A 26,650-nucleotide genomic window follows, 5' to 3' on the forward strand; every position below is an offset into this window, starting at 1 on the left:
CGATGCTATCCTTATCTTCTATTACAAAAGCAGAAAAAAATAAAATGAATACGGATTCTGTGATGCTGATTTTATTGGAACTACAAGTTCCGATTGACGGCGTAGATCCCATACGCGTGTGTTATAACACGGAAGATATTACCTGGAATGGCCAGCAATGGCTTGCTTTCCCTATGGATATTGCGGAATGCGAGGAAGATTCCACAGGAAGCTATCCATCGTTTGACATCAAGCTGGATAATACGGGGCGGGCACTGACATATTATGTGGAGCAATCCAATGGAGCTAACGGCGGGCTGGTAATTCTGCGGGTCGTGAATAGCAAGAATTTAGACAGCACAACACCGGAAATCGAAGAAAAATATGAAGTATCGGAATGTCATGTGGATCAGAATTTTGTCACACTAACGGTGGGCCCGTCGTATTTACCGGATTCCAGACGGCCCATTTACCGGTATTTAAAAAATGGCTGCCGCTTTGAGTATAAAGATAAACGCTGCCAGTGCACGTCCAGTCTAGCAGATTGTCCGCATACGCTGGCAGGCTGCCGGGCTCGCGGAAACAGTGCGCGATTCGGTGGGTTTCCGGGGATTGACCAGGGAGGCATTTATGTGTGATGTCACGTATGCCGATTTAATCGGTGTGCCATTCAAAAATAGAGGACGGGATATCCGTACGGGGTTTGATTGTTACGGACTGGTGATGGAGATATACCGGCGGCACGGCATGATACTGCCGGAATTCACTGCGGATTATGATGACTGCGACAAGGTCAGTCATATTATTCATGGGCAGACGCAAAGTGATACGTGGCAACCCGTATCTGCACCGCTGCCCGTCCCGTGTGTTGTTGCCATTCGATTCGGCGTGCCGGCTCCGCTGGTCAATCATACCGGTGTATATATCGGAGACGGAAAGTTTATTCATATTCGAGAAAAAACAGGTGTTTGTATTGAATCCATTCACAGCATCGCATGGAAACATGTCATTGCTGGTTTTTTTATGTATAAAGGATCTGCTGTATGATTACCATCATTTGCATTAAAAATCCATTCGCTCCCTATGAAGGGCGTGAAATACACAAAATAGCATATCAGGAAGGCAAGCCGGTATCCTGGTACATCGATCCATATCTTACGCAGTATGTTCCGCTGGATAAACTGGTTATAGCGGTTAATTCCGATGAAGTAACTGGCGACAATATTCTCCAAGATGGGGATTTTGTCGTCATATCGCCGTATATCGGCAAGGGCGGACACAAGAACCCACTATTAATAGTTGCCTCAGTAGCATTAAGTGTTGCATCTATGGGGCTCGGTGCCACTGTTGCAGGAGTGTCTTCTCTAGCATCTGCTACAGGGTGGGCCGCTATTGGCGGATATTTGACAGCGGCAGCGGTTATGTATTTGGGTGGGACCTTAATCAACAGGGTATTTGGCACTACAAAGGAAAACAGCACATCGAACCCCACCTATAGTTGGGATGGGATTACGACGACCAGCGGACAAGGCAATGCGATCCCAATCACGTATGGGACAGTCAAGACCGGTGGTCAAACGCTCAATAAATTTGTCATGATCGACGATGATGATCAATATTTATTCTGGCTGCTAGCAGCGGGGGAAGGCTATTTGGATATCAGCGATGTGCAGATTAATGCAAACCCAATTAGCTATTATGAACATATTTACTGCGATATTCGAAACGGACTGTATAATCAGGTGCGCATTCAGAATTTTAATGATACGGTTTCTACGGTGTCCTTAAATCAGGAATTATTGGATTCCGGATGGCGCACCTATGAATTAACAGGGAATGCCAATCAAGGGATTGTAGTGCAGGTAGAATGTACGAGCGGACTATATTATGCCAATGACAACGGCAGCCTGGGTGAAGAATGGGTCAAAATCAAGGCCCAGTATTGTGTAACCGGAACCACCAACTGGGTGACCTTTATTGATTCGGGTGGGGAAGCTCATTTTGATAAAAATAAGTGGTGGGAGGGAGAAACAAGCGATCCTAGCAGTAGTGGCCTATACAATGGAAAAATATCGGCAGCTCAAACCAGTGCCGTCCGCCGGCAATTCCGTATTGATGGATTACCTTCCGGCGCATATACCGTTCGCGTCATGGTCATTGGCCGTGGAGCGGATGTTGGGTCTACGCGCGCCGAAACGCGGATTTGGTGGAGCAGTGTGGCGGGTGTGGTGTACGATGACTTTTCCTATCCGGGTATGGGATTGGTAGGCATTAAAGGATTAGCAACGAACCAATTATCTGGTTCCCCCAGTATTACATTTATAAAAAAGCGTACGACCATTTTGGCATATAATCCGGATACACAGGTCTACGAAACAAAGGATGCGACCAACCCAGCATGGGCGGCATATGATATGCTGCATCGAGCCATTGATATCAACGGAGATCAGAATGAAATTGTTGTGACAGGTGTGCCCGCTGATTTGATCCTCTATGACCGCTTTGCTGCGTGGGCTGCGTTCTGTGACAGTAAAAATCTAAAAATTAACATTGAAATCAATACGGCAGAAAAGATGATGGAAAGCATCAATAAAAACATAGCCGCTGTCGGGTATGGCATTGTATTGATGTTTGGCGTTAAGTTCGGCTGCGTGTGGGATGCTGTTGTCGATACGCCGGTGCAGATGTTCGGTATGGGAAATATCATTGCTGGCACCTTTGAAGAAAAGTTTTTGCAAACCTCTGATCGGGCCAATGCAGTAGAAGTCACCTTTACCAATAAAGATAAAAACTATGAACGAGATACAGTTACCGTGTATGCGGACGACTACGACGACGCAGATGCCTATAACCAATCTACGTCCATAACGATGGATGGCATTACCAGCTATAAGCAGGCGTATCGGTATGGTAAATTCCAACTGTATTGCAATAAGTATCTGATCCGTACGTGCGTTTTTGATGCCGCGATTGACGCCATTGCCTGCAATGTAGGTGATGTAATCGCCGTATCACACGATGTGCCGGAATGGGCGTGCAGCGGAAGAATTACAGCAGTCAATGGCAGTCAAGTGACCGTCGGCGCGCTGTTTGATAACTATGACAGCACGGCGTCCTATCAGTTCCAGTACCGGGCTTCGGCCAGCGATAGTATTCATTTGGTGCCTATATCGGATATGGTGATTCATGATACGGGCGTTACAGTGACCTTGTCGTCTGTTCCGGAAGATGTCCCGTCAGTTGGCGATGTATGCGATATTGCCAAAATAACGATCGGCTCCAAGCTGTTCACGGTAAAGACAATTACCCGGAGTAATGACGGAGAATTTAAACGTACGATCACATGCTTGGAATACAACAAAAATGTATTCAGTGAAAACTATGATATCCCTACGCCAAACTACTCGACAGCACAGCCGAATCAGGCGGAAAACGTCATCAACGTGTCGGCAAAGCAGATACATTGGCTGGCGTCAGACGGGACCAAACATGCGCATTTGTATGCAACGTGGCAGCTGCCGGATGGTACGTATTCCAGTAAATTTGTTGTCTATGCGTCAACAGACAATATAAAGTGGAATCAGATAATGGAAACGGGTGCCATGGCCTGTGACTTTGATACGGATCCCGATACGGTGTATTATCTTAAAATTAAAACGATCACCAATGTGTCCCAGTCGAGCGGCGTTACTGTTACGGTGGACGTGGGAGAAGATGCACCGCCTAATGACGTTACCGGCCTTACGGCAACAAAAATCACATCTAACACCACCCAGGTAAAATTGTCATGGGCAGCTAATACGGATATCGACCTGAAAGGGTACCGGGTGTATGTCAATGGCGTCCTGCATAGTAATATTTTGACAGATACGACCTACACATACACTGCCGATCAATCCGGACAGTACATGTTTGCCGTGGTGGCCGTCGACAACAGCGATAACGAGTCCGCAAACCAGGCGACCGTGACGGATGTGATTACCTGCGAGCCTGCCGACGTGACGGGATTTACCGTACAACAGAGTGATGCGGACCGATCCATTGCCGTATTTAACTGGGCGGCGAATAAAGAAGTCGATCTATCTTACTATGAAATACGAGTTGGTGATACGTGGGATACCGGGACAGTACTTGTTACCAAAACAAAAGCGACCACGGCACGCTATACGCTGCCGTGGTCGGGCAGTTATACGTTTTGGATCAAAGCCAGTAATGCTGAAGGGTTTTACAGTGCCAATGCAGCCCAGATGGGGGAACAAGTCACGTTGGAACCGGATGCGGTCACCGGTCTGGCTATGGCACAATCCACACAGGATAAATCCAAAGCGACGCTGTCCTGGTCGGCACCGGCGGGAGGCGATATTGCCTATTATGCGGTGAAATACGGAACGTCCTGGGATGCGGGCACGTTGGTGGCGAAAACAAAAGAAATCAAGCTTACGGTCGCACTGCCCGGCAACGGAACCTGGCATTATATGATACAGGCAGTTACGGTGGCAGGCTATACCAGTACGATTGCCAGTACAGACATTACGGCATCCATCCAGCCCCTGGACGTCACGAATTTCAAAGCCATACAGTCTGCCACAGATCGGACCCGGATCACGCTGACATGGGACGCACCGGCAGAAGTGGATGTGGCGTATTATATTATCAAAGAAGGCAGCAATTGGGATTCGGCAGTGATCGTTTCCCCCCGGGTTGCGGGCACATTGTATGATGTGGTAGTTGACGACGAAGCGCAGCACACCTGGTTGATCAAGGCCGTCACCATAGCTGGGAATGAAAGTCAATATGCCGCAAGCGTTAGCGGTATCTATGACCTGCGCCCCAATCCTGTTGCCAGCATTCAGGCGTCGCAGGACAGCAACAACCGATCCATCTTAAATATCAATTGGGCCGAAGTTACGGACGGCGACTTATCTGGATACCAAGTAAAGATTGGCGACAACTGGGATGCCGGGGAACCGCTGCCGTTCACGCGGGAACTGTATGCCACCTATACATTAACAGCGTCGGGCACTTTTAAAGTGATGATTAAAGCCATGAATGCTGCCGGGTATTACTCAGATGAAGTATCCATTGCCTGCACGGTACAAGTCGAGCCGTCCAATGTGACCGGCTTGGTGGCATACCAGAATGGCGATACGGTGGAACTTTACTGGGATAAAAGCCCGGACAATGATGTGACAGGCTATGAAATACGGGAAGGGTACAGCTTTGACAGCGGAGCATTGGTATCGACCGGGGTAGCGAATACAGACTACACCATGGCCATTGATACGGCCCGTTTTTATCACTATTTTGTCAAAGCAATCAACAGCAGCGGGAAATACAGTAAAACGGCGGCCAGTGTTTCTTTGACCGTTAGCAACCTATCGCCCCGCAATGTAATCCAAACGTTCGATGAAATTGCGTTGGCCAGTGGTACGCACGACAATACAGAATTTGGGGCTTCACTGATCAATTTCCAGACGATCGGCGGCAAGTGGTCCGATTATCCGACGACAAAATTTTCAGAAGTCGGCGGCAGCAGCGTGTTAAAGCTGGCAAAGGAAGTAACAGGGACATTTTCCAGAAATTCTGTAGCGTATAAAGAAGACGGCACGCAGGTTGCGGCAGGAGTTCCGCGGTTTGGCGCTAACGGACTGCTTATTGAAGAAGGAACAACCAATTATTATGGAGGGCAAACACCATATAGTGTAAGACATGGATCGGCAACTGTTAGCATTACTGAAATAACGACTAATGTCCCTGCCGCAGGACGCTATTGGCAAATAACTGGAGATTCCGTAGATGGAACAACGGCAAATAATTGGTGGAGTGGCATCCAACGAAGTATGCCTGCACTAGGAACATCTTTTACAAAAGGAGATAACATCACTGTCAGTGTTTGGCTTAAGTTCCCCACTACGGCTTTAGGAAAATCTGTATATGTTCAAGTCAATAAATCAGATTGGACAGAGGAATTGGCAACAGGGATTGCTGTTCCTTTGATAAAAGATGGTAAATGGCATAGATATAGCGCAACGCTAACTTTCAATGCAGATTATACGGGAAATCCTATCTTTGATATTTTTCCATACGGGTATGTTACAGATCAAAATTTCACATATTATGTAGGAGGATATCAAGTAGAAAAGAAATCCTCCGCAACGAGTACCGTTCCGGCATCTTTTACGCGTGCGGTAGAATCACTGACTGTTCCGGGATCCGTGTTTTCTGCGGAAGAAGGGACGCTAGAATTTACGATAAATCCATTAGTAGTTGCTTCGTACAACAACTTTTTTAATTTCTATTCAGCCGGTGGTCGATTCTTGATATGGTTTGATAATAATAAAAATGTGAATTTCGATTGTGGTGCTACTAATTCAGGATTTGCGATTCCACAATGTGCAGAAGCGAATACCAATTTACATATAGCGGTATCTTGGTCTGCAAGTGCTGGTAAACGATCTTTAGTAGTAAATGGACAATCTACGCAAGGTGATTGGTCCGCATTAGACGGCTTTTCTGCCCCCAGTGCAATTTACGTAGTAAATAATTATAGCGCATGGATTAAAAATATACGGTTTAGTAATACGGCACATTCGGTGGAGAAAATGGTTGCGGATGCATCGTTGTCTGCGCTTCCCGTGGAAGAAGATACGACGTGTCTGCTGCGTTTGTCGAATACTCTTGACATGTATTATGGGTCAGGCATCTATACGTCAGCGGTCATTGACATTGCATCAATTATTACTTGTAACGTAACCACACTATTCACATCTTCGGTCAATTTAAAAGGTGGTAGTGCAGCACTGCAGGTGCGTACTTCGCAGGATGGGACGACATGGCTGGACTGGGAAGGATTTAAGCCGATACAGCGGACATTTCGATACATTCAATTCCGTATCCTGCTGGGAACGACAGATATCACGAAGACGCCGGAAGTCAATCAATGTATCGTGTCAATTGATGTGCCGGACACCGATATTGCCTTAACAGCGACGATTAGCACCGGCGGTACAACGGTACAATATGGGCATACCTATTACACGATTCCAGCGGTCGTTCCGGCAGCGATCGGGGAAAACCTGCATGCCGAATTGATCAGCAAAACCATGAGTGATTGCGTAATCAAAATTAAAAATGCATCCAATACAGACGTCGGCGGTACCGCGGATATCCGTATCAAAGGATACTAACGCCGTAGGGCGTTTTTTTATTGAAGAAAGGAGCGTGATGATATGGCATATGACAGCACAAAACCGGCAGACGACGAGTATTTATCTGCGTTCCCTGCGGAGGCGCGGGAACAGCTGCGGGCGATCATTGAGGATCAGATTGTCAATGCCTTGAAGCTGCAGGGGTTGGTTCCGGGTAATTCATCCGGGCAACTGCCTGTCAGCAATGGCAATGTTAATGCAAATTTAAATGCGGATCAGGTAGACGGGAGAGATGCCTCTTATTTTTCACCGTCTACGCATGTGCACTCTGATGCCACACAAAATGCCGACGGGTTTATGAGCAAAGCCGATAAAACCAAGCTGGACGGCGTGGCAACAGGCGCGGAAGTGAATCAATATGCGTTTAGCAATGTGGCTGTCGGCAGCATTACGATTCAGGCAGATGGCAAGCAGGATACGTTGACGATCGCGCAAGGTGCCAATATTACGATTACAGCGGATGCCACCAATGATAAATTGACCGTCGCCGTATCAGGGACGGTTCCGAATGCCACCAATGCGGCAACTTGTACTGGAAACGCAGCGACAGCCACAAAATGGCAGACCGCACGAAAAATAGGCGGTGTTAGTGTAGATGGTTCTGCTGATGTAGATTTACCAGGTGTCAATACAGCCGGCACGCAGGATACATCCGGTAGCGCAACAAAGCATGGCGGCTACACCGTAGCGCAGTTATTTGATTATTTTCATCCTGTCGGCTGCATTTATGAATCTACTAGTAGCACCAATCCAGCTGATATATGGGGTGTGGGTACATGGGAAAGTTACGGCGTGGGCCGCGTACTGGTAGGTGCAGGTACAGCCGATAGTGGTACCACATATACAGTAGGTGGAACTGGCGGGGAAGAATCGCACAAACTCACTACTGATGAATTGGCAGCCCATAGTCATACTTTTAGCGGAAACACTTCGTCCAATGGTTCGCATAATCATGGCGTTTATACTGTTAAGGGATGGGATAATCTTGGTTATTTTGCTGGTAGCGGTTATAGTTCTAATAACCAAACATTATATACTAATAACGCTGGAGACCACCTCCATTCATTCAGTGGTACCACAGGTAACGTTGGTAACAATAAAACGCATGAAAATCGGATGCCTTATCAGGTCATTTATCGATGGCGCAGAACAGCTTAGGTACCTACTGATGAATTGGCCAGCCATAATCATGTGGCAGCAAATGCAGGGGATCATTCCCATACTGTTACAACTTTTAATGGCTTTGGGAAAGTAAACGGGAACAATTATGATGGCTATTGTACTGGAAGTACCAATAGGACCACCAGTACGGCCGGAGATCATCAGCATAGTCTTAGTATAGATAATACTGGCGGTGGTGCAGCCCACAACAATATTCCTCCGTATCAAGTGTATTATTGCTGGCAACGTACAGCGTAAAGGAGCAGGAAATTTATAGATAAAGGCGGTGAATCATGGGTGAACATGATTTTCAGACAGAATTGCTGGGGCGGCTCAGCAGCATGGAATCTAAAATAGACATTATGTACGAAGAGTTGCGCTCGCTACAGGCTGACGCGAGGAAATCGAGTGTAGACACTGCGGATGCATTGACGTCGGCAAAGTCAGCACATAAGCGCATTGACGGAATTAAAACAGATGCAATGTTATTGGGAGCAGTCATTTCATTCTTCGTTACACTTATATTCAAGCTACTTGGAAAATAGAAAGGCGGTGATCCTGTATCTGATCAATTAAAAGGAGGTAATATAGATTGTTGAAAAAAATACAAAATGTGTTAGTCGCGGCATTATCCAAAACAGATAAGCTGCAGATACGAGGTATGCCAAGATTGATGGTATATCTTTTTTTATTGCTGGTGATTATATGTATGCTATTGTTTATGGCCGCGTGGAGCTGGCAGTGGAATACGACCGGCAAAGCGGACCTGGCTATTATGATCCAATTCATTACGGCAATTACGTCGGTGTCGTTTGTTGCAGCCGTCGGATTTTTCGGCAAAGCGATGGTAGACAAAGACAATGACGGCATTCCAGATGAATGGGAAGGAGAACATAAATGAAATATGGGATTGACGTAAGCTATGCTCAGGAAGATTTTGATTTTAATCAGGCGGTATCCAATGGAAAATCATTTGCGGTCGTAAAAATTGGCGAACATGATTATATGGACGATCTATTTGCTGCCAATATCAACGGGGCGTTGGATGCGGGGATGGACGTAGGCGTATACTTCGTGGCACGTGGGAAAGACGCTGACAGCATCAAGCAGGAAGCGCAATTCATGGCGAATTTGATCAAGCAGAATATCTCAGCAGAATTGAAGTGTGGAATATGGCTCGATATAGAAGAATGTTACTACGATCAAAAATTAACCGTCCAGCAGTTGACTGATTTGGTATCCGCATTTATCATCGTCATGAACCAGAACGGGTTTGATTGCGGGATTTACGCATCTTACAATATGCTGAATCAAATGGACGTTTCGCAGTTTGCGGATTATGTAAAGTTTTTCCCGGCAAACTATGGAGCGTCTTGTGCTTTTAAGGACGAACATCCGGAAAAGAAAGTTGTACTTTGGCAGTATTCGGACAGCAATGGACAATTAGATTTAGATGTAATGTACGAGGAAGGGGAGTAATAATTATGGCAGAAGAAAATGGACAGACAACACCGGCAACTGATATTCAGCAGGATCAGGCCGTGGATACCACGCAGGCAGTTACGGCAACTACGGAACAGACTGATATTGAAAAGCTGGACGCTAAGATTGCAGACTTGGAAGCAGACGGCGCGGAGGTGTTTGCTGACGCTATCCAGATTTTGAAGGATAAGCGTGACGCCTTGATTGCCCAGGCAGAGGCAGAGGCAGAGTCCAATTCTATAGGGAGTGGAGTAATAACCCTTGAAACGTCTTTCAGGCAGAAATACGGAAACGATATCATGAACGCAGTTGAAATTGTTGCCCTGGCGGCGATTGTTTACAGACTGTTCTTCTTTTAAGCGCAAAACGGCCGGCGGGAAATTCCTGCCGGCTTATTTTTATATATGGAGGCGTACCATGACGACAATTATAAATTTCATCAGTACTCATAAAAAACAGATTGCTTGCGTGACGATCATAGCCATTTTACTATGTGTGGGCATATACTTTTACCTGCAGCATGTCAAAACAGCACAGGGAGCCGCACAGGTAGTGAAATATGAAGATACCACCGATCAGAATAAAATCAAGAAAGATTTAGCTGTAGACCGCACCACGGCGGGGCAGATTGTCAAAGAAATCCAGTATATTCACGACGGGACGACGACGCCGACCGTTACGTATTACGTACAATCGCCAACCGTTGAAAAGGCGGCAGAGCAGACTGCGGATGCCATTAATAAAAATGATATTTCATTACCTGCAGCGGCTACAGAAAAAACAGACCGAACTGTCGTTACAGCAAATACGGATCAGCAAAAAGTAGACGTATACAAAATTAATCTTCGAAACAATCACAAGATCAAAGCTGGAGTATTGTATGCGGACGACAACGCATATGCTGGCGTTGGGTATCAGGCTGGGCGGGTGGAAGCCATGGTATACATGCGTGCTGACGGCAAAAAAGCTGGGGCTGTGAATTATACGGTGAAGGAATGGTAAAAAAAAAGAAGGAAAATATAAAAAAATATCGAATGATTATTAATAATGAATAATTTGACTGTAAATAAAATATATTAATGATGCAAGCTGGTAACATTAAATAAATTTAGATCGGAGGATTAAAAATGACACAGGTAATTGTATATGAAATTGAACAAAAAGAAAACTATAGCTTGCAGCAATTGGTAAATAGTTTTTGTGATTTTGGGACAGTGGATGATCAAGGAATAATAGTTAATGAGTATGATAGTAAATTTATTAAGGCGACTTATTGGAAACAAAAAGTAAAAAGAGAACGTAGATATAATCTTGAAAAAAGAGATTTTGAATTTATTGAGGAACAGATTGTAGATGTAGCAGATTTTGTGATACAACTTATGGATAAAAAATTATTAGTACTTGGAAACAAGCAAATGGCACAACGTATTATTACATTGATTGGGATTACTTCAGATAATTCATATATCATTTCCGAATACATTATTGATATAGAAAAAATTATAAATAAAATTTGTAATGAAACTGAGATTTACTTATTAAAAGTGGAATTAATGGATATCCCTATCGAAAAAGACATATTAGTAAATTGCAGTGTGAATTTAGAGATTCATGATAATCCGAAATCAATAATTCTTAAGTATGTTAAAAATACAACTGTAATATCGTTTATGATTGCGGGGCTGGCTACACCTATTAATATATATAAACATGGTAAATTTTCAATAGGTAAAATTGATGAGGATGATAAGGATGAGATAATTCAAAAGATTATAAAGATGATGTGCTAAAAGGAGAGATTGTTATGGGAGAACAAGCTAGAAAAATAGGCGAAAAACTTGAAGGGTTTGGCGAAAAATTATTTAGAGGTTTTGGCTGGAACGAGTTAGGAAGAGATATTGAAATAAAATGTGAAAGGAAAAGCTCTCATGACAAAAAAACTCATGGATTAGATTTATTAATGAATTTTGATAACCCGTATTTAGGAAGGAAGCAGGGAATAATTATTGAATGCAAGAATAGGAAGATGCAATCTATTACTCTATCCGAAATCAATCATTGGGTTAGTGAACTTATCAATAGTATTGAATGCGCAAGTTCTGCAATTGAACTGGATAAAATTGAATTGGGAGATTGTAATTTGTGTACGGGACTTTTGTTGATTCATGCGAATGATCAATTTGATAAAAAAAAATTTTATGGATATTTAAAAAGTATAAATATTAAGTCTCGAAGAAGTGCAATAAATATATTTATTGCTGGAAATGATATGATAGATAAATGGAATTCCCTATTAAATAAATTACAAAATGATTATAACGACGGCTTTAAATTTATTTATCCGAGTATAGAAGGTTCCAATATGAAAGAGGGAAATTTTATAACAATTAATCAATTATATTCTAAATATATATTTGCGCAGGATTATGTTCAAGTAGATTGTACAAATGATGGGAAATTATATAAAATGCCAAAAAAAAGAAAAATACTAATTTCTTTTGATGAAATATCAATAAATAGCTTTAAATACATATGGAGCATGTTCAAGTATTATCAACTTCAAGACGCAGCAGAATTGGTTTTTATTTTTTATCCCCAGAGAAAAGATGATGGTAGCTTTATAAAAAATAATTTTATAAGTACATTAAGTAATATACAACATCCAATTGATGAAGATATACGTCAGAAAATAAAAATTGATTATATTGATAATCGCAATTTATCCCCAGTTGATATAGGGAGGATATAGCATGATTACAGAATATGTGGATTGTACAGAATTAAAACGTCTTATTGTAGATAAAAAATTAAAAACATCTGCATTTAAAGCTTATTTAAAACAAAAAGGTATTATTTTTACTGCAAGTAATGCAGAACAATTTGCAGAGCAAATCTATACTGTTTTTTTGGGATCTAGTGAAATATCAGAAATACGAGATATCATGATTAATGATAATAATTATGAAAAATCTTTAGTTATGAATTTATGTTTAAAGTCAAGCACCGATGGAAATATTTTAGACATTATACTTGATGAAATAAATAAATATAAATCAGAAAAGGTAAAAGATTATACACTTGAAATGCCTGTAAAAGAACAAAACAGCATAAGTGTTCAGTTTTCATATCAAAGAAAATCGCCAGGTCGTAATAGATTGTTAGAATATGAAAAAAGATTTTTGAAATTGAATATTAGAAAGATATCAGATAAAAAAGTAACTATTGATATAAGACAACCTTCATCAATTGATTCTAAACATGCGGTAGAATTTATCCAAAAGATAGCAGGAAATAATGAATTTCAAATTGAGCATATAAATTTGAACTCATTAGTAACATCTAATAAAGTGGAATTTTTTGATCAGATTGCAAAACATAAATTTGAGTCTTGGAGACTTAAAACGATAACAGGGATAACTGTAAAAAGAGGGAATTCTGATGATACAAATGAAGAAGATGATGAAGGTGAAATTATAGATGATGAAGGACAAGAATCGCAGGCATTATCAGGTATAAATCAGGCTATTTTAAATGGGAATGAACTTAGATTGAATAAATTTGTGCAGGACTCTATTGATAGGGGGTATTACATAGCCGCAATGCGCTATAGGTATGAACATACAAGAGAAGCAACAGAATTTGCTATTAATTTAAGTTTTAAAAATAATGATTTGAAAGTTGAAATTGACAAAACATATTGGGAAGAAGATGGGAGAATATCTGTTCAACCATTTTTAAAAACGGAACAAAATGGTATAATAATAGAATTTCAAAATGTTGCTGATGAAGTATATCAGGAATTAATTTCCCACCAGCATGATTAAATGAAGCGGTAAAAACAATGATAGATGTCCTAGCATTATAATGTTTTTATTATGGAAAAGAACAAATGTTCGACATATTGCCCCGGTCGTGCTACAATATTACTAGACTAGTCAAATCTATTATTATGAGGTGGTTGTAAACGAACGAAAAGTTTTTAAATCAGATTATATGTGGTGATTCTATAGAATTGCTGCAGCAGCTTGCAGATAATTCTGTTGATGCAGTTATCACAGATCCGCCATATTGCAGCGGTGGCCAAACAGCAAACGCACGAGCTCAAACTCCGTCCAGCAAGTATGAACAATCTTCTAACGTTATTGTCCATCGGCCGGATTTTGCAAGTGATACGATGGATCAGCGGTCTTGGATGCATTGGTGTGCATTGTGGATCAATGATTGCCAGCGCATTTTAAAGCCGGAAGGATACTTCTTGATGTTTACGGATTGGCGGCAGCTTCCCGCAGCCTCAGACGCCTTACAGATGGGTGGACTGATTTGGCGGGGCATTGTTGCATGGAATAAAGGATTGGGAGCGAGAGCACCGCATAAAGGCTATTTTCGGCATCAATGCGAATATATCGTATGGGGTACAAACGGAAAGTGTCCCAAGGCTAAACATGCGGGACCCTATCCTGGTTGTTTTGATTTTCCAGTAAAACAGAAGGATAAATTTCACTTGACCGGAAAGCCGACGCCGCTCATGGAAGAACTGGTTCAGATTGTCCCGGAAGAAGCTGTTATCTTGGATCCATTTGCTGGCAGCGGCACAACGTGCGTAGCAGCGAAGAAGCATAATCGACAGTACGTTGGATTTGAGAAGACAAAAGTGTACTACGATATCGCTGAAAAAAGAATAAAAGAAGTTGGATAAAAAAGCGCCGATCTGCTCTGATGAGTGGTTCGGCGCTTTGGCTATTTAATTATTTTTAGTTTTGTTATAATTATTTGGAATTCATGTCGTGTTTCATTGTAGGATGATTCATTGTTTGGTGATCCATATGCATTGAATTTTGCGGTGGTACATATCCGGCAAGCCGTGGATCAGCCATGCCAAATACCATTGCGAAATGGGTAAAAACAACAAATAGAATTAAGAGAATTGCATCACGTATATTTTTCTTTGTGAAGTCCAACTGTTTGCCAATGATACCTAGTGCTTGCAGTAATAATAATACAGCAGGAATGACTGCCAACATATAAGAGAAAACGGCAATATAATCGATTGGGCCACGCCAATTAGTAATCGATGGTACATAAAAAACAGCTAAATAAATAGTAGCCAAAATAAAAAATATTCCTAATGTAATGGTACTTTTTCGTCCCCATGACTGCCAACGGGTACTTTTCTCATTTTTATAAATGAGACCAAAAATTGCACAAGCTAGGATCGTTTCAGCTAAAACGATTGGCACCAGCATAAATAAAATTAAAAACCACGGCTGATGTAGTGATAATAGTTCCATATAATGAGTCATAATCATTTTTTTATACCTCCTCAGGCTTTTGTATACATTATATATGAAAGATGTGAGCAAAATATGAAGAAATAATGAAGAAAATGTGAAGATACATATAGATGATAACATTAGAATTTTGATTAGTTTTTGAAGGATAATTTTTTATTCTTTCGTTTTCCATATCTTGCTAGATATATAAACCGTAATCTCCTTTCCCTGAACCGTTAAACTGATTATTATCTTTTTGGCAGTTGGGGTAATATAAAGAGGATTCCATAACCAGAGTCCTCTTTTGTCGTCAAAAAATCGTCAAAAATAAATAGATAAACCTGCATTAATCTGAGTAAGGTATTACTATAGCACTTTACCACAAAGCCCTATTTTATGCCGTTTTGAATGAATTTGAATGAATTAAAATGGCTATTAGATATTTGTATTGTAAATAACGCCGACTGCCGAGGCACTGTAGCCGATGAGCTGCTTGTCACTGTCGATCCAGCCCTTGACCAGTTTATCTGCCCCGGCCGGCGTGTACGACGCGATTTCCCCCTTTTTCTTCATGGCAAGACCGTCCGACCAAGAGGCCAGAATGACCACATCGGCGGCGGGATTGGATTTTTCCGCTTCCAGACGGGCCAGAATCTCACCTGTCGTGCCTTGGTACTTTTCGACCTTGATGCCGGTCTTTTTTTCAAAACCGTTGGCGATTTTGTCAGAAAGGCCTGCCGGTGACGGCATGTAGACCGTGACCTTGCCGCTGTCAGCTTTTGCCGGCGCGCTGTTGGCGCCGATATCGGTATGGGTGCCGCAGGCGGCGAGACTCAGACATACACAGGCGGCAAGAACTGCGGAAACAAGTTTTTTCATTTTCATTTGCGTTCCTCTTTTCACTGGTTTTTATAATTCATAAAGAAATGACATCATGCTTGTCGATATAGATAGGAAAATCAGTTCCGGCCGGGATTTTGACTGGAGATAAATAAGTCCAGTCCGCGTTTCCGTATTTTAAATGAATTTGATATACGCGGCCTAAAAATAAACTGGAAACAACGCGGACGGAAAATGCTTGTCCCGCTGGCAGTGGCTGGATGCAGGCTTTTTCCGGACGGAACATATGATGATCGTCAATCCAATTGGAAGAGCCAACAAAACGAGCTACGAAAGAAGTCGCAGGATGATTGTAAATTTCTTCAGGAGGATCATATTGCTCGATATGACCACCGGAGAATACGGCGATTTTATCGCTCATGCTCATGGCTTCGGCTTGATCGTGCGTAACAAACACTGCCGTAATACCCCGCGTGGATACGAGCTCGCGCAGTTCCAAACGCATTTCCGCACGCAGCAGGGCGTCAAGCGCGGATAAGGGTTCGTCGAAAAGGATGCACTCGGGCTTGATGACGATCGCTCTGGCAAAGGCGACGCGCTGCTGCTGGCCGCCGGATAACTGATGCGGATAGCGGTTCGAAAGCGTATCCAGCCGCACCGCACGGAGCGCGTCATGGACCTGCCGGGATATGTTTGGAGTATGACCGGAGGCGCGCAGGCCAAAGGCCACGTTTTCGAATACTGTCATGTGCGGCCACAGGGAAAAATCTTGAAATACAAAGGCCAGGCCGCGTTTTTCCGGCGGCACACAACGGCGTGCGGCGGCTGAAAACATGCAGTGCTCACCAAAATAAATTTCTCCCGAATCGGGTGTTTCCAAACCGGCAATCATGCGCAGCAGCGTCGTTTTTCCGCAGCCAGACGGACCCAGCAGCGTGGTAAAGCTGCCGCCGGCTACCGTTAGGGATATATCGGTGATCACCGTTTTCTCACCGTATGTTTTGATAATGTGACGAAGCGAGATTTCCATAAGTACCTCCTGATGTACATCCTTTTTCATTTTATACAGGCAACATGAAAAACAGGTAAACCGTACGTAAGGACTATGTAAAGACAATTCAGCCCGCCATATTGCGCCGCGGCAGGAAAAAAAAGAAAGAGAACACATGTTTTCAGTGGATACAAAACCGGATTTGGTATATAATAACGTTATAAAAGATTAAAGAATATACAAAACAGCAAATTTTATGCAAAGGGTGGAGAATTCATGATTTTGTCAGGCAGGGAAATAGTAAAGCATCTTGGCAAGGAAATCGTTATTACGCCGTTTCATCCGGAACGGGTCAATCCCAACAGCTACAATCTTTCGTTATATAATCAGCTGATGATATATGACCAGCATGAATTGGATATGGCGAAACCGAATACCGCTTCGACTATTTTGATTCCGGAAGGCGGCTACATGCTGAAGCCCAATACGCTGTATTTAGGCCGTACCAATGAATACACCAAGACTGACGGATATATTCCCATGCTGGAAGGGCGTTCCTCTGTAGGTCGTCTGGGTGTCTTTATTCATGTGACGGCCGGCTTTGGCGATGTCGGATTTGCCGGATACTGGACGCTGGAAATATTCTGTGTCCAGCCAATCCGTATTTACCCGAATGTGGAAATCTGCCAAATCTATTATCATGATATCGATGGCGAATACGATACGTACCGACGCGGTAAATATCAGAACAATACAGGCATTCAGCCGAGCATGCTATGGAAAGATTTTCAGGGAAAGTGATACTTTCGCACGGCTTGACCGTACAGGTCGGCACACAAAAACAGCCATCGGAGCTTCGGCTCTGATGGCTGTTTTTTTTAAGGACTTATGGTGATGGCGGCTGGTGATGTGTCTGGGGGGAAGACTTCAGAGAATCATCAGAATCGTCGTTCAGATGGGAACATACTCCGATGGCAATCGCTGCGAGGATGAGTACAATGATTTCCTTTGCCAATTCAGTATTCATATATACCACCTTCCTGTGTATTGTATATTCCCGGGATATGCTGGCTGCCGATGCCATAAAAGAAGCGGTATAAACGGAGCCGCCATGTATGGGATACATACATCATACCGGCTGGTAATACATAAAGCAAGGAGGTTCACAAAGTCTATATGGTAATGTGAATAAACTGTGACAGAGAGGATGCTTTCTGTTGTCAAACTGTAACAAAAGGGAGCGCCGGCAATATGTATGAAGAAATAGCTGCAGTGGTGATTGCCGGCGCCGGTTCATACGACTCAGACCCAGCAACATAAACTATTACAGTTGTGTGAAGACAATGTTACAATTCAGTGTAATGTAGCGCAAAGCAATAGACATGCGGAGCAGAACGAATTATACTTTTTGTGTGCATATAGTTGTAGTATTAACATAAGAAGAGGTGATATCAAATGAAGAAACTAGTCAGTACCTTGCTTTTGGGTGCCGTTGCAGTATCGTTGAGCTGCGTTGGCATCACGGATACGTATGCCATGCCGCCGCGGGGCCCGCAATGGCAGCAGCGGGATGACCAATGGCAGAATAATCATGATCGCAAGTGGCAGAAGCACGAACAGCAATGGGGCGAATATGACCGCCAATGGCAGGCACACGAGGGCGACCGGGATTGGCAGAGAGAGCATGCTCATAAATGGAAGGACTGGTATCAATGGCATCACGACAACGGTGACGACGGCTTCAGCGAATTTCTGGCCGGAGCCATTGTAGGAGCGGTGTTAGGATCCATGACATAAGGCCTATAATATAGAAAAAGAGCCCGCCGCCGCTGAATTATACCGGTGCAGGCGCATGGATGATATGTCCCAAAAAAGCTTGCCGTCCCGGCGATTTTTTGGGACATATTTTTCAGTAAAAGATATGTATCGTAATCAAAGGACCGCTTATTTTTTGTTTTGATTTTCCAATGCTGCCTGAATGCATACGGTGACAGAGGTGGCAATGGTTATTTTTAGAATTTTGGCGACCGCATTGTAATCTCCATATTGAACCGCCTTGGCTATTTCCTTGCAGTCCGCTTCCAGGGGGGTATTTGCGAGAGCCTGAGAGCAAATCGCATACATTTCTTTTTCTATCATATTATACACTTCCTATCCGTATCATGAATTAAGAAAATTACTATATGTTATAACAGCGAGCAATAAAAAAATACGCCGCACCACATCCTTCCAGTTATTACTGATAAATAAAAGTTATTTAAAGAAATTATACCTCTTTTAGATAAAATTTGCAATTTTATTAATTAAAAATGCATGTATTAACAAAAAAACGATTCAATAAAATAACTGTATACAAGGACTATCGGATACTAATTGGATGCTGGCGGCCATACGCCGTTTATAAAAACAACATATAGAAGGAACGGCTATGTCCTTCTCGTTGAAGGCGGAACATAGGCCGGGTCAGATTATGGCAGGCAGGATATATGCTGCGCTTGAAAAGAAGAAAAATATATGATGCCTATAAACAATGTATTGGATATGGATTAAAAATGATATTTCTATCCGAATAAGAAAAAGGAATCCTCTATGGGATTCCTTTTTACTGTTCAAATTCGCTGAGGCAATTGACTTATGCTGCATTTTCCTGTACATTTTATATGTATATGGTGTTGGTGAAGCGCTGCGGCATCCGCTTATATTACCAGAAGAAATACATCCACAGCAGTGTTCCGATAATACCGATGCCGATATCGAGCAGCTTGTTGACGATTTTTTCAGATAGATAATACCGTTTCCAGAAAAAGGAAATTTTGTAGGTGTGCAGATAAATGTGTGACTGAGAGCTGTATATCAATCGTACCAGCGTACCCAGGGCAACGGCCAGCAGCACAATCATGCTGGCTGCGCTGATGTCCCAGCGCAGCGGTGAAGCGGCCGGCAAGACCGTGTGGGCGAGAAAAAATACGGCCGTACAGATGATCGGGATCGGAATAATGGCCCGGGCATCAATTTGCAGGAGCGGGCTGGTGTGCTTGGACAATATGCGGATGAGTTCATCAGAGAGCCCTTCCAGCTTGTAAGAGTAAAAAAAGTATATATGTGTAGAACCGGCGATGTGTATTTCGAAGTCCAGAGAAGGAGCTTCGATCGTTATGCCGGATAGCTCCTTGATAGACAGCGTATCCGCGAGTTGGAGCAGTTCCTCCCATGTTCGGCCTTCATAATAATCGGGATTGCTGCAAAAGGAATACAGTACGTCAGGACTGTATTTCTTCAATGTAGTATCTATTTCTATTATATCGGTTATATTCAGGCGCACGGCATGAGGAATAGTCCGTACTGCCCTTTTTTGTGTATTTGGCATACCTCTTGGCTCCCTGTTATGAATTTCAAGTTAAGTATACCACATTTTACCGGTGCAGGCAGTCGGCTATGCATAACAACGGCTTTTTTATGAATACTTTTTGAGACTGGAAAACAGGAAAAGGGATACACAACGGTGATAGCGGCAGGCAAGATGCAAATGAGCCTGCATAAAGGAGGCATATAGTGAAGAAAATAAGACTGCAGGATATGACGGGATTTTATGCCGGAAATGCGGAAAATAAGGAAGGCGGTACAGGCTGTACGGTCATTCTCTGCCCAGATGGCGCGCCGTGCGGCATTGATGTGCGCGGCGGCGGTCCTGCCGGCAGAGAAACAGAACTGCTCAAGCCGTCGGCAGCGGCGGAAAAAATTCATGCCGTGCTGCTCAGCGGCGGCAGTGCCTTTGGCCTGGATGCGGCAGGTGGCGTGATGCGGTATTTGGAAGATCACGATATCGGCTTTGCGACGCGGGTATGCAAGGTGCCCCTTGTAGCGGCCTCTTGTATTTACGATTTGGGCTGCGGCGCCAACGTCCGGCCTGATGCGGCTATGGGCTATGCGGCTTGCGAGGCGGCGGAACAAAATCAGCTGCAGGAGGGCAATCATGGCGCCGGTACCGGCGCTACCGTTGGCAAATTATGCGGTCCGGCGTATATGATGAAATCCGGCCTGGGAATCTGCGCACTTCAGATCGGCGAGCTGCAGGCCGCGGCAATTGTAGTCGTCAATGCCGTCGGGGATGTGTATGATGACCGCAATGAAATTATAGCCGGGATGCGTAATCAGGACGGTACGGGCTTTGCCGGTACGCGCCGGGTCATGCTCGAAGAATATGGTGTGACGCCGACGCTCTTTTCGCAGCGTGCGTCAGGCACGACTAATACGACCATCGGCGCCGTATTGACCAACGGGGCTTTTGATAAGACTTGCTTGACGAAAATTGCGGCCCTGGCGGGTAACGGTATTGTCCGGACCATTCGTCCCGTCAATACGACGGCGGACGGTGATTCTCTCTATGCCCTGAGCATAGGCACGGTCCCGGCAGAAGTAAGCGTCACTGGCACGCTGGCAGCCTATGCGGTGGAATGTGCTGTCCGACGGGCCGTACTGGCAGCAGAGCCGGCCTACGGGCTGCCGGCGGCAGCGCGGTAGTGCGTTGTTATAACAAAATGCAAGCGGGTATGTCATACTACAGTAGTGTGGCATACCCGTTTTTTGTCGTGTCCAAATTACCCAATCCTATGAAAGGACATGCATCTGCGGGCTTTATTTCCTTTTTACGAGAATTAGCCGGAACCTTTACATTGGGATGCCTATAATACCTTATCAAATGAAAGGAGAATAGCAATGGTACCCATATTAGCATCCTCCACCCTGATGTGGAATGCCTCACTGAAAGAAATGTTCTGTCAGATTGTCGAAAACGGCCTGGCCGGTATGGAATTTTGGGCACAGCATTTTTTTTATCAGGAATATGATGAAACCGAATATGTGCGTCTGGCCGGCCAATACCCAATGCAGACGGTGATACACAGCTGCAGCTGGGATCTGAACCTGTCATCTGTCAACGAAGGAATACGCCAGACCTCGGTCAAAGAAGTTATTGCGTCTATGGAACTGGCCCGCAAGCTGGGAGCGTCGGAAATAACCGTCCATCCGGGTCATATGACGACGACCTGCTGCCGCAGCGAATGTGCCGTCATTATGTATGACTCGTTTCAGGAAATTGCCGGCGCGTCTGTTCGTCTGGGAATTCCCGTATCTCTGGAAATCATGGAAAAGACACCCAAGGAATTTGTCACTGATATCGAAGTGATGCAGGAGGTCACGCGGGATCTCTTTGATTTCTTTTCCTATACCCTGGATGTAGCGCACTGTGATAACGAAGAAGAAGCCTTGTATATATTGGACCATTTGCCAAGCATCTCCAAGCTTCATATCAGCAACCGGCAGGGCAGCCGGTATCATACTCCGCTGTCAGACGGCGATTACGATTTTGTTTCGTTGCTGCCGGTATTATGCGCGTACGGCCTGCCTATGGTAGTGGAAGGCTACGATCCGGGCAGATATTTTCATGTACTTCATCAAAATATCGCATTTTTGCAGAGTCAGGGAGGGATTTAACCAATGAAAAAATGGACGAGGCAGTTCTGTATGCTGGCGGCGGCAAGTGTGATCATGCTGACCCTGTTCGGCTGTTCCGGGCAGGGTGGGGAATCTCAGGATGAAAGCAGCGGCGTGTCAGGCGAGCTGGTGTTATATACATCACAGCCAGAAGCAGACGCCCAGAAGCTCATAGAAGTCTTCAACAAAGAACATCCGGACGTCAAGGTCAGTATCTTCCGCTCCGGCACGGAAGAAATCGTCAGCAAGGTGCTGGCCGAAAAAAAGGCCGGCGCAGTCCAGGCTGATGTGCTGCTGGTAGCGGACAGCGTGACCTTTGAAACGCTGAAGGAAAAACATATGCTCGAAGCATATGCCTCGCCGGAATTAAAGGGAATACCGGCGGCCTACATCGATCCGGATCATATGTATACAGGTACCAAGGTGATTACAACGGGGATCATGTATAACACGACGCGGGTCAAAAGCAGTCCCTCGGGCTTTGCCGATTTGACGCTGGCGCAGTACAAGGGAGAGGTCATTATGCCAAGTCCCCTGTATTCCGGCGCCGCGGCCTATACTGTCGGCGTTATGAGCCGGACCCGGGGGCTGGGATGGGAGTTTTTTCGCAATCTGAAACAAAACGGCATTACCGTGGATAAAGGCAATGGTGCTGTACAAAAAGCTGTTGTATCAGGCGACAAGGCCTGCGGCATCATTGTGGACTATATGGCCAACCGCTCCCAAAAAGACGGCGCACCTGTGGCATTTGTATATCCCAGGGAAGGCTCTCCGGCCATTACGGAACCGGTCGGCATGCTGAAAACCGCCAAAAATAAAAAAGCGGCCCAGGCCTTTATCAATTTTGTTCTATCTGAAAAAGGCCAGCAGCTCGCTTCCGATCTCGGCTATACACCCGTTAAGGAGGGCGTGGCGGCACCGGGAGGCCTGAAGTCTATTGCCGGAATTACGGCTATGGATGTGGATATCAAAACCTTGTACCAAAGCCGTGAAGCCGATAAAACGCAATTCAGCACGATATTTCAGTAAGAAAGGAGAACCGGATAATGCAATGCAAAAAAATCCGGGCCCGGGCCGGAACGATTCTTCTGTACGGCTTGCTGTTTGTGGTCTTTGTGGCGCCGCTTCTGCGGCTTCTGCTCATGAGCCTTGCCGGTCCGGGCGGGTACGGTATGTCCAATTTCATCCTGCTTTTTCAGGATAAACACACCCTCGATGCCATCGGTAACACGCTGCTCATTGCCGTTGCGTCGACCGTAATGGCAGCCGGTATCGGCAGTACCCTGGCACTGATCGTGGCGTATACGAATATCAAGCGTAAACGCCTCATAGAAATGCTGATACTTATGCCTTTTATTATTCCATCCTATATTATCACCCTGTCCTGGAGCGGTCTCTTCAGTCAACGGGGTATGCTGAATCAGTTTCTGGAGAGCTGCGGTGCCGGGCCGGTCAATATCTACTCGACCGTTGGGATTCTTCTGGTCATCGGCATCTGTAACGTTCCCATTGTGTATCTGAGCGTGATTCACATGCTGCGCCGCATTCCCGCCGATATGGAATGGGCCGCCCGGGCCTGCGGTTTTGGCGTATGGCAGACCCTGCGGAAGGTAGATCTGGCAGAAGCCAGGCCGGCTATCCTCAGCGGCAGCCTGCTGTCCTTTCTGGCAGCTGTCGATAATTTCTCCGTTCCGGCCTTTTTAGGGATATCCTCTCATATTCCCGTACTGAGTACCTATATTTATGAGAAAGCCATCAGCTTCGGTCCCGATGCCTTTCCCATGGCGGCGGCCCTGTCAGTGATACTGTCAGGTATGGCGGCAGCCGGCACGTTGCTGGAAGGCTGCCTGCTGAAAAAAGGCGATGCGCTGGAAAGCATCAAGGAAGATCATTCCGTGCGGATACCTCTGTCAATGCGGTGCCGCCGGCTGTTGGAATGGGGGCTGATCACTATTCTGGGACTGATTGATATAGTGCCCCTCGTATCCATGACCGCCAGCGCTTTTTTGAAAAATTACGGATTGGCTATAACAAGCGCCAATCTTTCTCTCAAAAACTTTGCTTTTGTATGTACCAATGCCGGCGTTCTTTCGGCAGTACGCAACAGCCTGATGCTGGCGGTAGTCACGTGCGCTGCTTGCATTCTTATCGGTACGGCCATGGCCTATATGAAGGTACGGAGACACAGTCGCGTCACGGCTGTGGCGGAAAAATGCGCGTCCCTGACCTATGCTATTCCGGGTATCGTGTTGTCGCTGGCCATGATTTTTCACTGGGCCGAACCGCTGCCGGGCGTACACCCCGGCATATACGGCACGATCCATATTTTGATTATCGCCTATATTACAAGATATCTGATCCTGCAGATCAAAGGCAGTACGACGGCGCTGCTGGCCGTCAATCCCGAGCTGGAGGATGCTGTGCGCGCATCAGGCCGGGGCCCGCGGGTCCTGTGGCAGAAGATTTTGATTCCCTTGCTGGTTCAGCCCGTATTAGCAGGATCCTTTCTGATTTTTGTATCGGCCCTGACGGAATTGACCCTGTCATCTATGCTGGCCAGCGCCGGAACGAAAACCATCGGCCTGACGATTTTCAACTTCCAGCAGGCCGGTGATTACAGCTTGTCGGCCGCCATGTCGGCGATCATTGTCATACTCGTGCTGGGCGGCTACGGCATGACCCGGTTTACATCGGGACAAAAAGAAGGGGAAACAGAAAATGAGCCTGTATCTCGAACACATCGCAAAAAAAGTTTGGCCCGGCATGGGCACTCAAGGACATTAATCTGACTATTGCGCCATCTGAATTTATTGCCGTTTTGGGACCCTCCGGCTGTGGTAAGACGACGCTGCTGCGGTCGGTCGGCGGCTTTATTGAACCAACGGACGGCATCATCCGCCTGAACGATCAGATATATTCCGGGCAGGGACACATGGTGGCCGTGGAAGATCGGGATTTGGGTATGGTATTTCAGTCCTTTGCTCTGTGGCCTCATATGACCGTGCGGGAGCATGTGGAATTTCCCATGAAAAGCAAGCGGCAGAAACACCTGTCCCGAGAGAAAAAAAAGAAAGCCGTCGAACGGGTCATAGAAAGCCTGGGGCTGGCACCCTATGCCGATCGCCTGCCGGGACAGCTCTCCGGCGGTCAGCGGCAGCGCGTTGCGCTGGCTCGCGCTATTGTGGGCAGACCCTCGATTCTGCTCATGGACGAGCCCTTGAGCGCTTTGGACGCGGAACTGAAGATCAGCATGCGGCAGGAAATCCAGAATATACACCGCCGTACAGGCGCGACAATTCTTTATGTCACTCATGACCAGAGCGAAGCCCTGGCTATGGCGGACCGCATTCTCGTTATGCGGGAGGGCGCTATCGAGCAGATAGGGACGCCGCAGGACATGTATGCTCATCCGGAGACGGAGTTTGTGGCCTCCTTTGTCAGCCAATGCAATATGGTCAAAGGGCGGTGGGACCGGCAGGTTTTTAAAGTAGCAGACTGCCCCTTGGTCTATGATGGGCATAGGGTGGCGGATATTTTTAAGCAAAAAGGCCTGTATCCTGTACGGCCGGAACAATTCAAAATCGTCCGCGGCGGCGACGGCTTGCCGGCAACCATTATCAACAAGCAATATAACGGCAGGGAAATACAGTATTCCCTCCGTTGCGGCACTGATCGCTTTACAGTTTTTGCCGGCTGTGATGAACAATTTGACCTTGGTGAAGACGTGTATCTGATATTTGACGTGTAACAGCGCTGCCGCCGCCTGTTATGACGTGTTTCGTAACGTTGTAAACGAAAAGAAAGCAAACCCCAGGAAAACTAAAATAAACCGCAGATGCACCAATCCCGTCCGGGAAAATACCGGACGGGATTTTCATTTGTCCATATGGGGGAGAAATATATCCCATGTATATAGAAGGAACAACCGGTATACGGAACCGGCCTCGTATTATATTGCATGGGATCATTTAAAAAAATCATTTTCTCAAAACAGACGAAAAACAGCACGCATAGTATGTTTTATCTATACTATTTTGAAAAAATGTCCAAACGGATCATTTTTATGTCCGAATGGAGTAGAAGGATTGGGCTGTATTTGATATAATGGCAAACAGAAAATGATTACTAGTATCGAAAATAGATGCTATGTGGAAATGGAGAAGCCTTATGAAATACAAAGTAGCAAGAATGCCTCGTCGTGCCTGGTATGCGGGACTGTCCTGCGC

General features: G+C 45.1%; 26 protein-coding genes. 20 read left to right on the plus strand and 6 right to left on the minus strand.

The features are described from left to right. Nucleotides 1-2 precede the first annotated feature (2 nt). The 13 genes from AB840_RS08140 to AB840_RS08200 all read left to right on the plus strand — a co-directional run bounded on the left by AB840_RS08140 (nt 3) and on the right by AB840_RS08200 (nt 14,526). Nucleotides 3-617: a DUF1833 family protein gene (locus AB840_RS08140; protein ID WP_048514341.1), complete on the plus strand. Its 615-nt coding sequence runs from the start codon at nt 3-5 to the stop codon at nt 615-617. After that, nucleotides 610-1,026 carry a C40 family peptidase gene (locus AB840_RS08145; protein WP_048514342.1) on the plus strand — a complete coding sequence of 139 codons (417 nt, stop codon included), beginning with the start codon at nt 610-612 and terminating at the stop codon, nt 1,024-1,026. Before AB840_RS08140 ends, AB840_RS08145 begins: the two co-directional genes overlap by 8 nt. Then, entirely contained in the window at nt 1,023-7,166 is a 6,144-nt protein-coding gene (gene gpJ, locus AB840_RS08150; protein WP_048514343.1) for a TipJ family phage tail tip protein, read from the plus strand. The genes AB840_RS08145 and gpJ overlap by 4 nt, the downstream gene beginning before the upstream one ends. 42 nt (nt 7,167-7,208) lie before the next feature. Further along, nucleotides 7,209-8,345: a phage baseplate protein gene (locus tag AB840_RS08155; protein WP_048514344.1), complete on the plus strand. Its 1,137-nt coding sequence runs from the start codon at nt 7,209-7,211 to the stop codon at nt 8,343-8,345. A 296-nt stretch (nt 8,346-8,641) separates the two neighbouring features. Further along, nucleotides 8,642-8,893, plus strand: coding sequence for a hypothetical protein (locus AB840_RS08160; protein ID WP_048514345.1), 252 nt, complete (start codon nt 8,642-8,644; stop codon nt 8,891-8,893). Between the two features lie 47 nt (nt 8,894-8,940). Next, nucleotides 8,941-9,249 (plus strand): hypothetical protein, encoded by a 309-nt coding sequence (locus AB840_RS08165; RefSeq protein ID WP_078791709.1) that lies wholly within the window; start codon nt 8,941-8,943, stop codon nt 9,247-9,249. Next, nucleotides 9,246-9,827, plus strand: a complete 582-nt coding sequence (locus AB840_RS08170) for a GH25 family lysozyme (RefSeq protein WP_048514346.1) — start codon at nt 9,246-9,248, stop codon at nt 9,825-9,827. The genes AB840_RS08165 and AB840_RS08170 overlap by 4 nt, the downstream gene beginning before the upstream one ends. A 5-nt stretch (nt 9,828-9,832) precedes the next feature. Then, nucleotides 9,833-10,189: a hypothetical protein gene (locus AB840_RS08175; RefSeq protein WP_048514347.1), complete on the plus strand. Its 357-nt coding sequence runs from the start codon at nt 9,833-9,835 to the stop codon at nt 10,187-10,189. A 58-nt stretch (nt 10,190-10,247) separates the two neighbouring features. Next, nucleotides 10,248-10,832 carry a hypothetical protein gene (locus tag AB840_RS08180; protein WP_053078152.1) on the plus strand — a complete coding sequence of 195 codons (585 nt, stop codon included), beginning with the start codon at nt 10,248-10,250 and terminating at the stop codon, nt 10,830-10,832. A 125-nt stretch (nt 10,833-10,957) separates the two neighbouring features. Beyond that, nucleotides 10,958-11,620, plus strand: a complete 663-nt coding sequence (locus tag AB840_RS08185; RefSeq protein ID WP_048514348.1) for a hypothetical protein — start codon at nt 10,958-10,960, stop codon at nt 11,618-11,620. Between the two features lie 14 nt (nt 11,621-11,634). Further along, a complete protein-coding gene (locus tag AB840_RS08190; protein ID WP_048514349.1) occupies nt 11,635-12,579 on the plus strand; it encodes a hypothetical protein in 945 nt (314 codons plus the stop codon). Nucleotide 12,580: 1 nt separating this feature from the next. After that, a complete protein-coding gene (locus AB840_RS08195; RefSeq protein WP_048514350.1) occupies nt 12,581-13,654 on the plus strand; it encodes a hypothetical protein in 1,074 nt (357 codons plus the stop codon). Between the two features lie 188 nt (nt 13,655-13,842). Further along, entirely contained in the window at nt 13,843-14,526 is a 684-nt protein-coding gene (locus AB840_RS08200; RefSeq protein ID WP_200809924.1) for a DNA-methyltransferase, read from the plus strand. Between the two features lie 70 nt (nt 14,527-14,596). On the opposite strand, the gene AB840_RS08205 is transcribed toward AB840_RS08200, so the two are convergent. The 3 genes from AB840_RS08205 to AB840_RS08215 all read right to left on the minus strand — a co-directional run bounded on the left by AB840_RS08205 (nt 14,597) and on the right by AB840_RS08215 (nt 16,970). Beyond that, nucleotides 14,597-15,136, minus strand: coding sequence for a DUF6803 family protein (locus AB840_RS08205; protein WP_048514352.1), 540 nt, complete (start codon nt 15,134-15,136; stop codon nt 14,597-14,599). 399 nt (nt 15,137-15,535) lie between these two features. Continuing rightward, a complete protein-coding gene (locus AB840_RS08210) occupies nt 15,536-16,003 on the minus strand; it encodes a substrate-binding domain-containing protein (protein WP_200809925.1) in 468 nt (155 codons plus the stop codon). Between the two features lie 13 nt (nt 16,004-16,016). Further along, complete coding sequence (locus AB840_RS08215) at nt 16,017-16,970, minus strand: ABC transporter ATP-binding protein (RefSeq protein WP_048514353.1); 954 nt, start codon at nt 16,968-16,970, stop codon at nt 16,017-16,019. 237 nt (nt 16,971-17,207) lie between these two features. On the opposite strand from AB840_RS08215, the gene dcd reads away from it, so the two are divergent. Beyond that, entirely contained in the window at nt 17,208-17,732 is a 525-nt protein-coding gene (gene dcd / locus AB840_RS08220) for a dCTP deaminase (RefSeq protein WP_048514354.1), read from the plus strand. 85 nt (nt 17,733-17,817) lie between these two features. Here dcd and AB840_RS16720 read toward each other — a convergent pair whose 3' ends face one another. Next, nucleotides 17,818-18,057 carry a hypothetical protein gene (locus AB840_RS16720; RefSeq protein ID WP_143742763.1) on the minus strand — a complete coding sequence of 80 codons (240 nt, stop codon included), beginning with the start codon at nt 18,055-18,057 and terminating at the stop codon, nt 17,818-17,820. Between the two features lie 329 nt (nt 18,058-18,386). On the opposite strand from AB840_RS16720, the gene AB840_RS08225 reads away from it, so the two are divergent. After that, nucleotides 18,387-18,728 carry a hypothetical protein gene (locus AB840_RS08225; protein ID WP_048514355.1) on the plus strand — a complete coding sequence of 114 codons (342 nt, stop codon included), beginning with the start codon at nt 18,387-18,389 and terminating at the stop codon, nt 18,726-18,728. A gap of 147 nt (nt 18,729-18,875) precedes the next feature. Here AB840_RS08225 and AB840_RS08230 read toward each other — a convergent pair whose 3' ends face one another. Together AB840_RS08230 and AB840_RS08235 are read right to left on the minus strand one after the other, a co-directional pair. After that, the gene (locus AB840_RS08230) at nt 18,876-19,070 is read right to left on the minus strand and encodes a hypothetical protein (RefSeq protein ID WP_048514356.1); all 195 of its coding nucleotides are present in this window, start codon (nt 19,068-19,070) and stop codon (nt 18,876-18,878) included. A 562-nt stretch (nt 19,071-19,632) separates the two neighbouring features. Beyond that, nucleotides 19,633-20,298: a hypothetical protein gene (locus AB840_RS08235; protein ID WP_048514357.1), complete on the minus strand. Its 666-nt coding sequence runs from the start codon at nt 20,296-20,298 to the stop codon at nt 19,633-19,635. 185 nt (nt 20,299-20,483) lie between these two features. Here AB840_RS08235 and AB840_RS08240 point away from each other — a divergent pair, with 185 nt between their 5' ends. The 5 genes from AB840_RS08240 to AB840_RS08260 all read left to right on the plus strand — a co-directional run bounded on the left by AB840_RS08240 (nt 20,484) and on the right by AB840_RS08260 (nt 26,172). Next, nucleotides 20,484-21,452 (plus strand): P1 family peptidase, encoded by a 969-nt coding sequence (locus tag AB840_RS08240; protein WP_078791710.1) that lies wholly within the window; start codon nt 20,484-20,486, stop codon nt 21,450-21,452. Between the two features lie 195 nt (nt 21,453-21,647). Then, complete coding sequence (locus AB840_RS08245) at nt 21,648-22,424, plus strand: sugar phosphate isomerase/epimerase family protein (RefSeq protein WP_048514359.1); 777 nt, start codon at nt 21,648-21,650, stop codon at nt 22,422-22,424. Nucleotides 22,425-22,427: 3 nt separating this feature from the next. Beyond that, nucleotides 22,428-23,453 carry an ABC transporter substrate-binding protein gene (locus AB840_RS08250; protein ID WP_078791711.1) on the plus strand — a complete coding sequence of 342 codons (1,026 nt, stop codon included), beginning with the start codon at nt 22,428-22,430 and terminating at the stop codon, nt 23,451-23,453. A gap of 17 nt (nt 23,454-23,470) precedes the next feature. Next, nucleotides 23,471-25,213 carry an ABC transporter permease gene (locus AB840_RS08255; protein WP_072061801.1) on the plus strand — a complete coding sequence of 581 codons (1,743 nt, stop codon included), beginning with the start codon at nt 23,471-23,473 and terminating at the stop codon, nt 25,211-25,213. Between the two features lie 29 nt (nt 25,214-25,242). Next, on the plus strand, nt 25,243-26,172 hold the full coding sequence (locus tag AB840_RS08260) for an ABC transporter ATP-binding protein (RefSeq protein ID WP_143745063.1): 930 nt from the start codon (nt 25,243-25,245) through the stop codon (nt 26,170-26,172). Nucleotides 26,173-26,650: the final 478 nt, after the last annotated feature.

The organism is Megasphaera cerevisiae DSM 20462, assembly GCF_001045675.1.
GTDB classification, from domain to species: domain Bacteria; phylum Bacillota; class Negativicutes; order Veillonellales; family Megasphaeraceae; genus Megasphaera; species Megasphaera cerevisiae.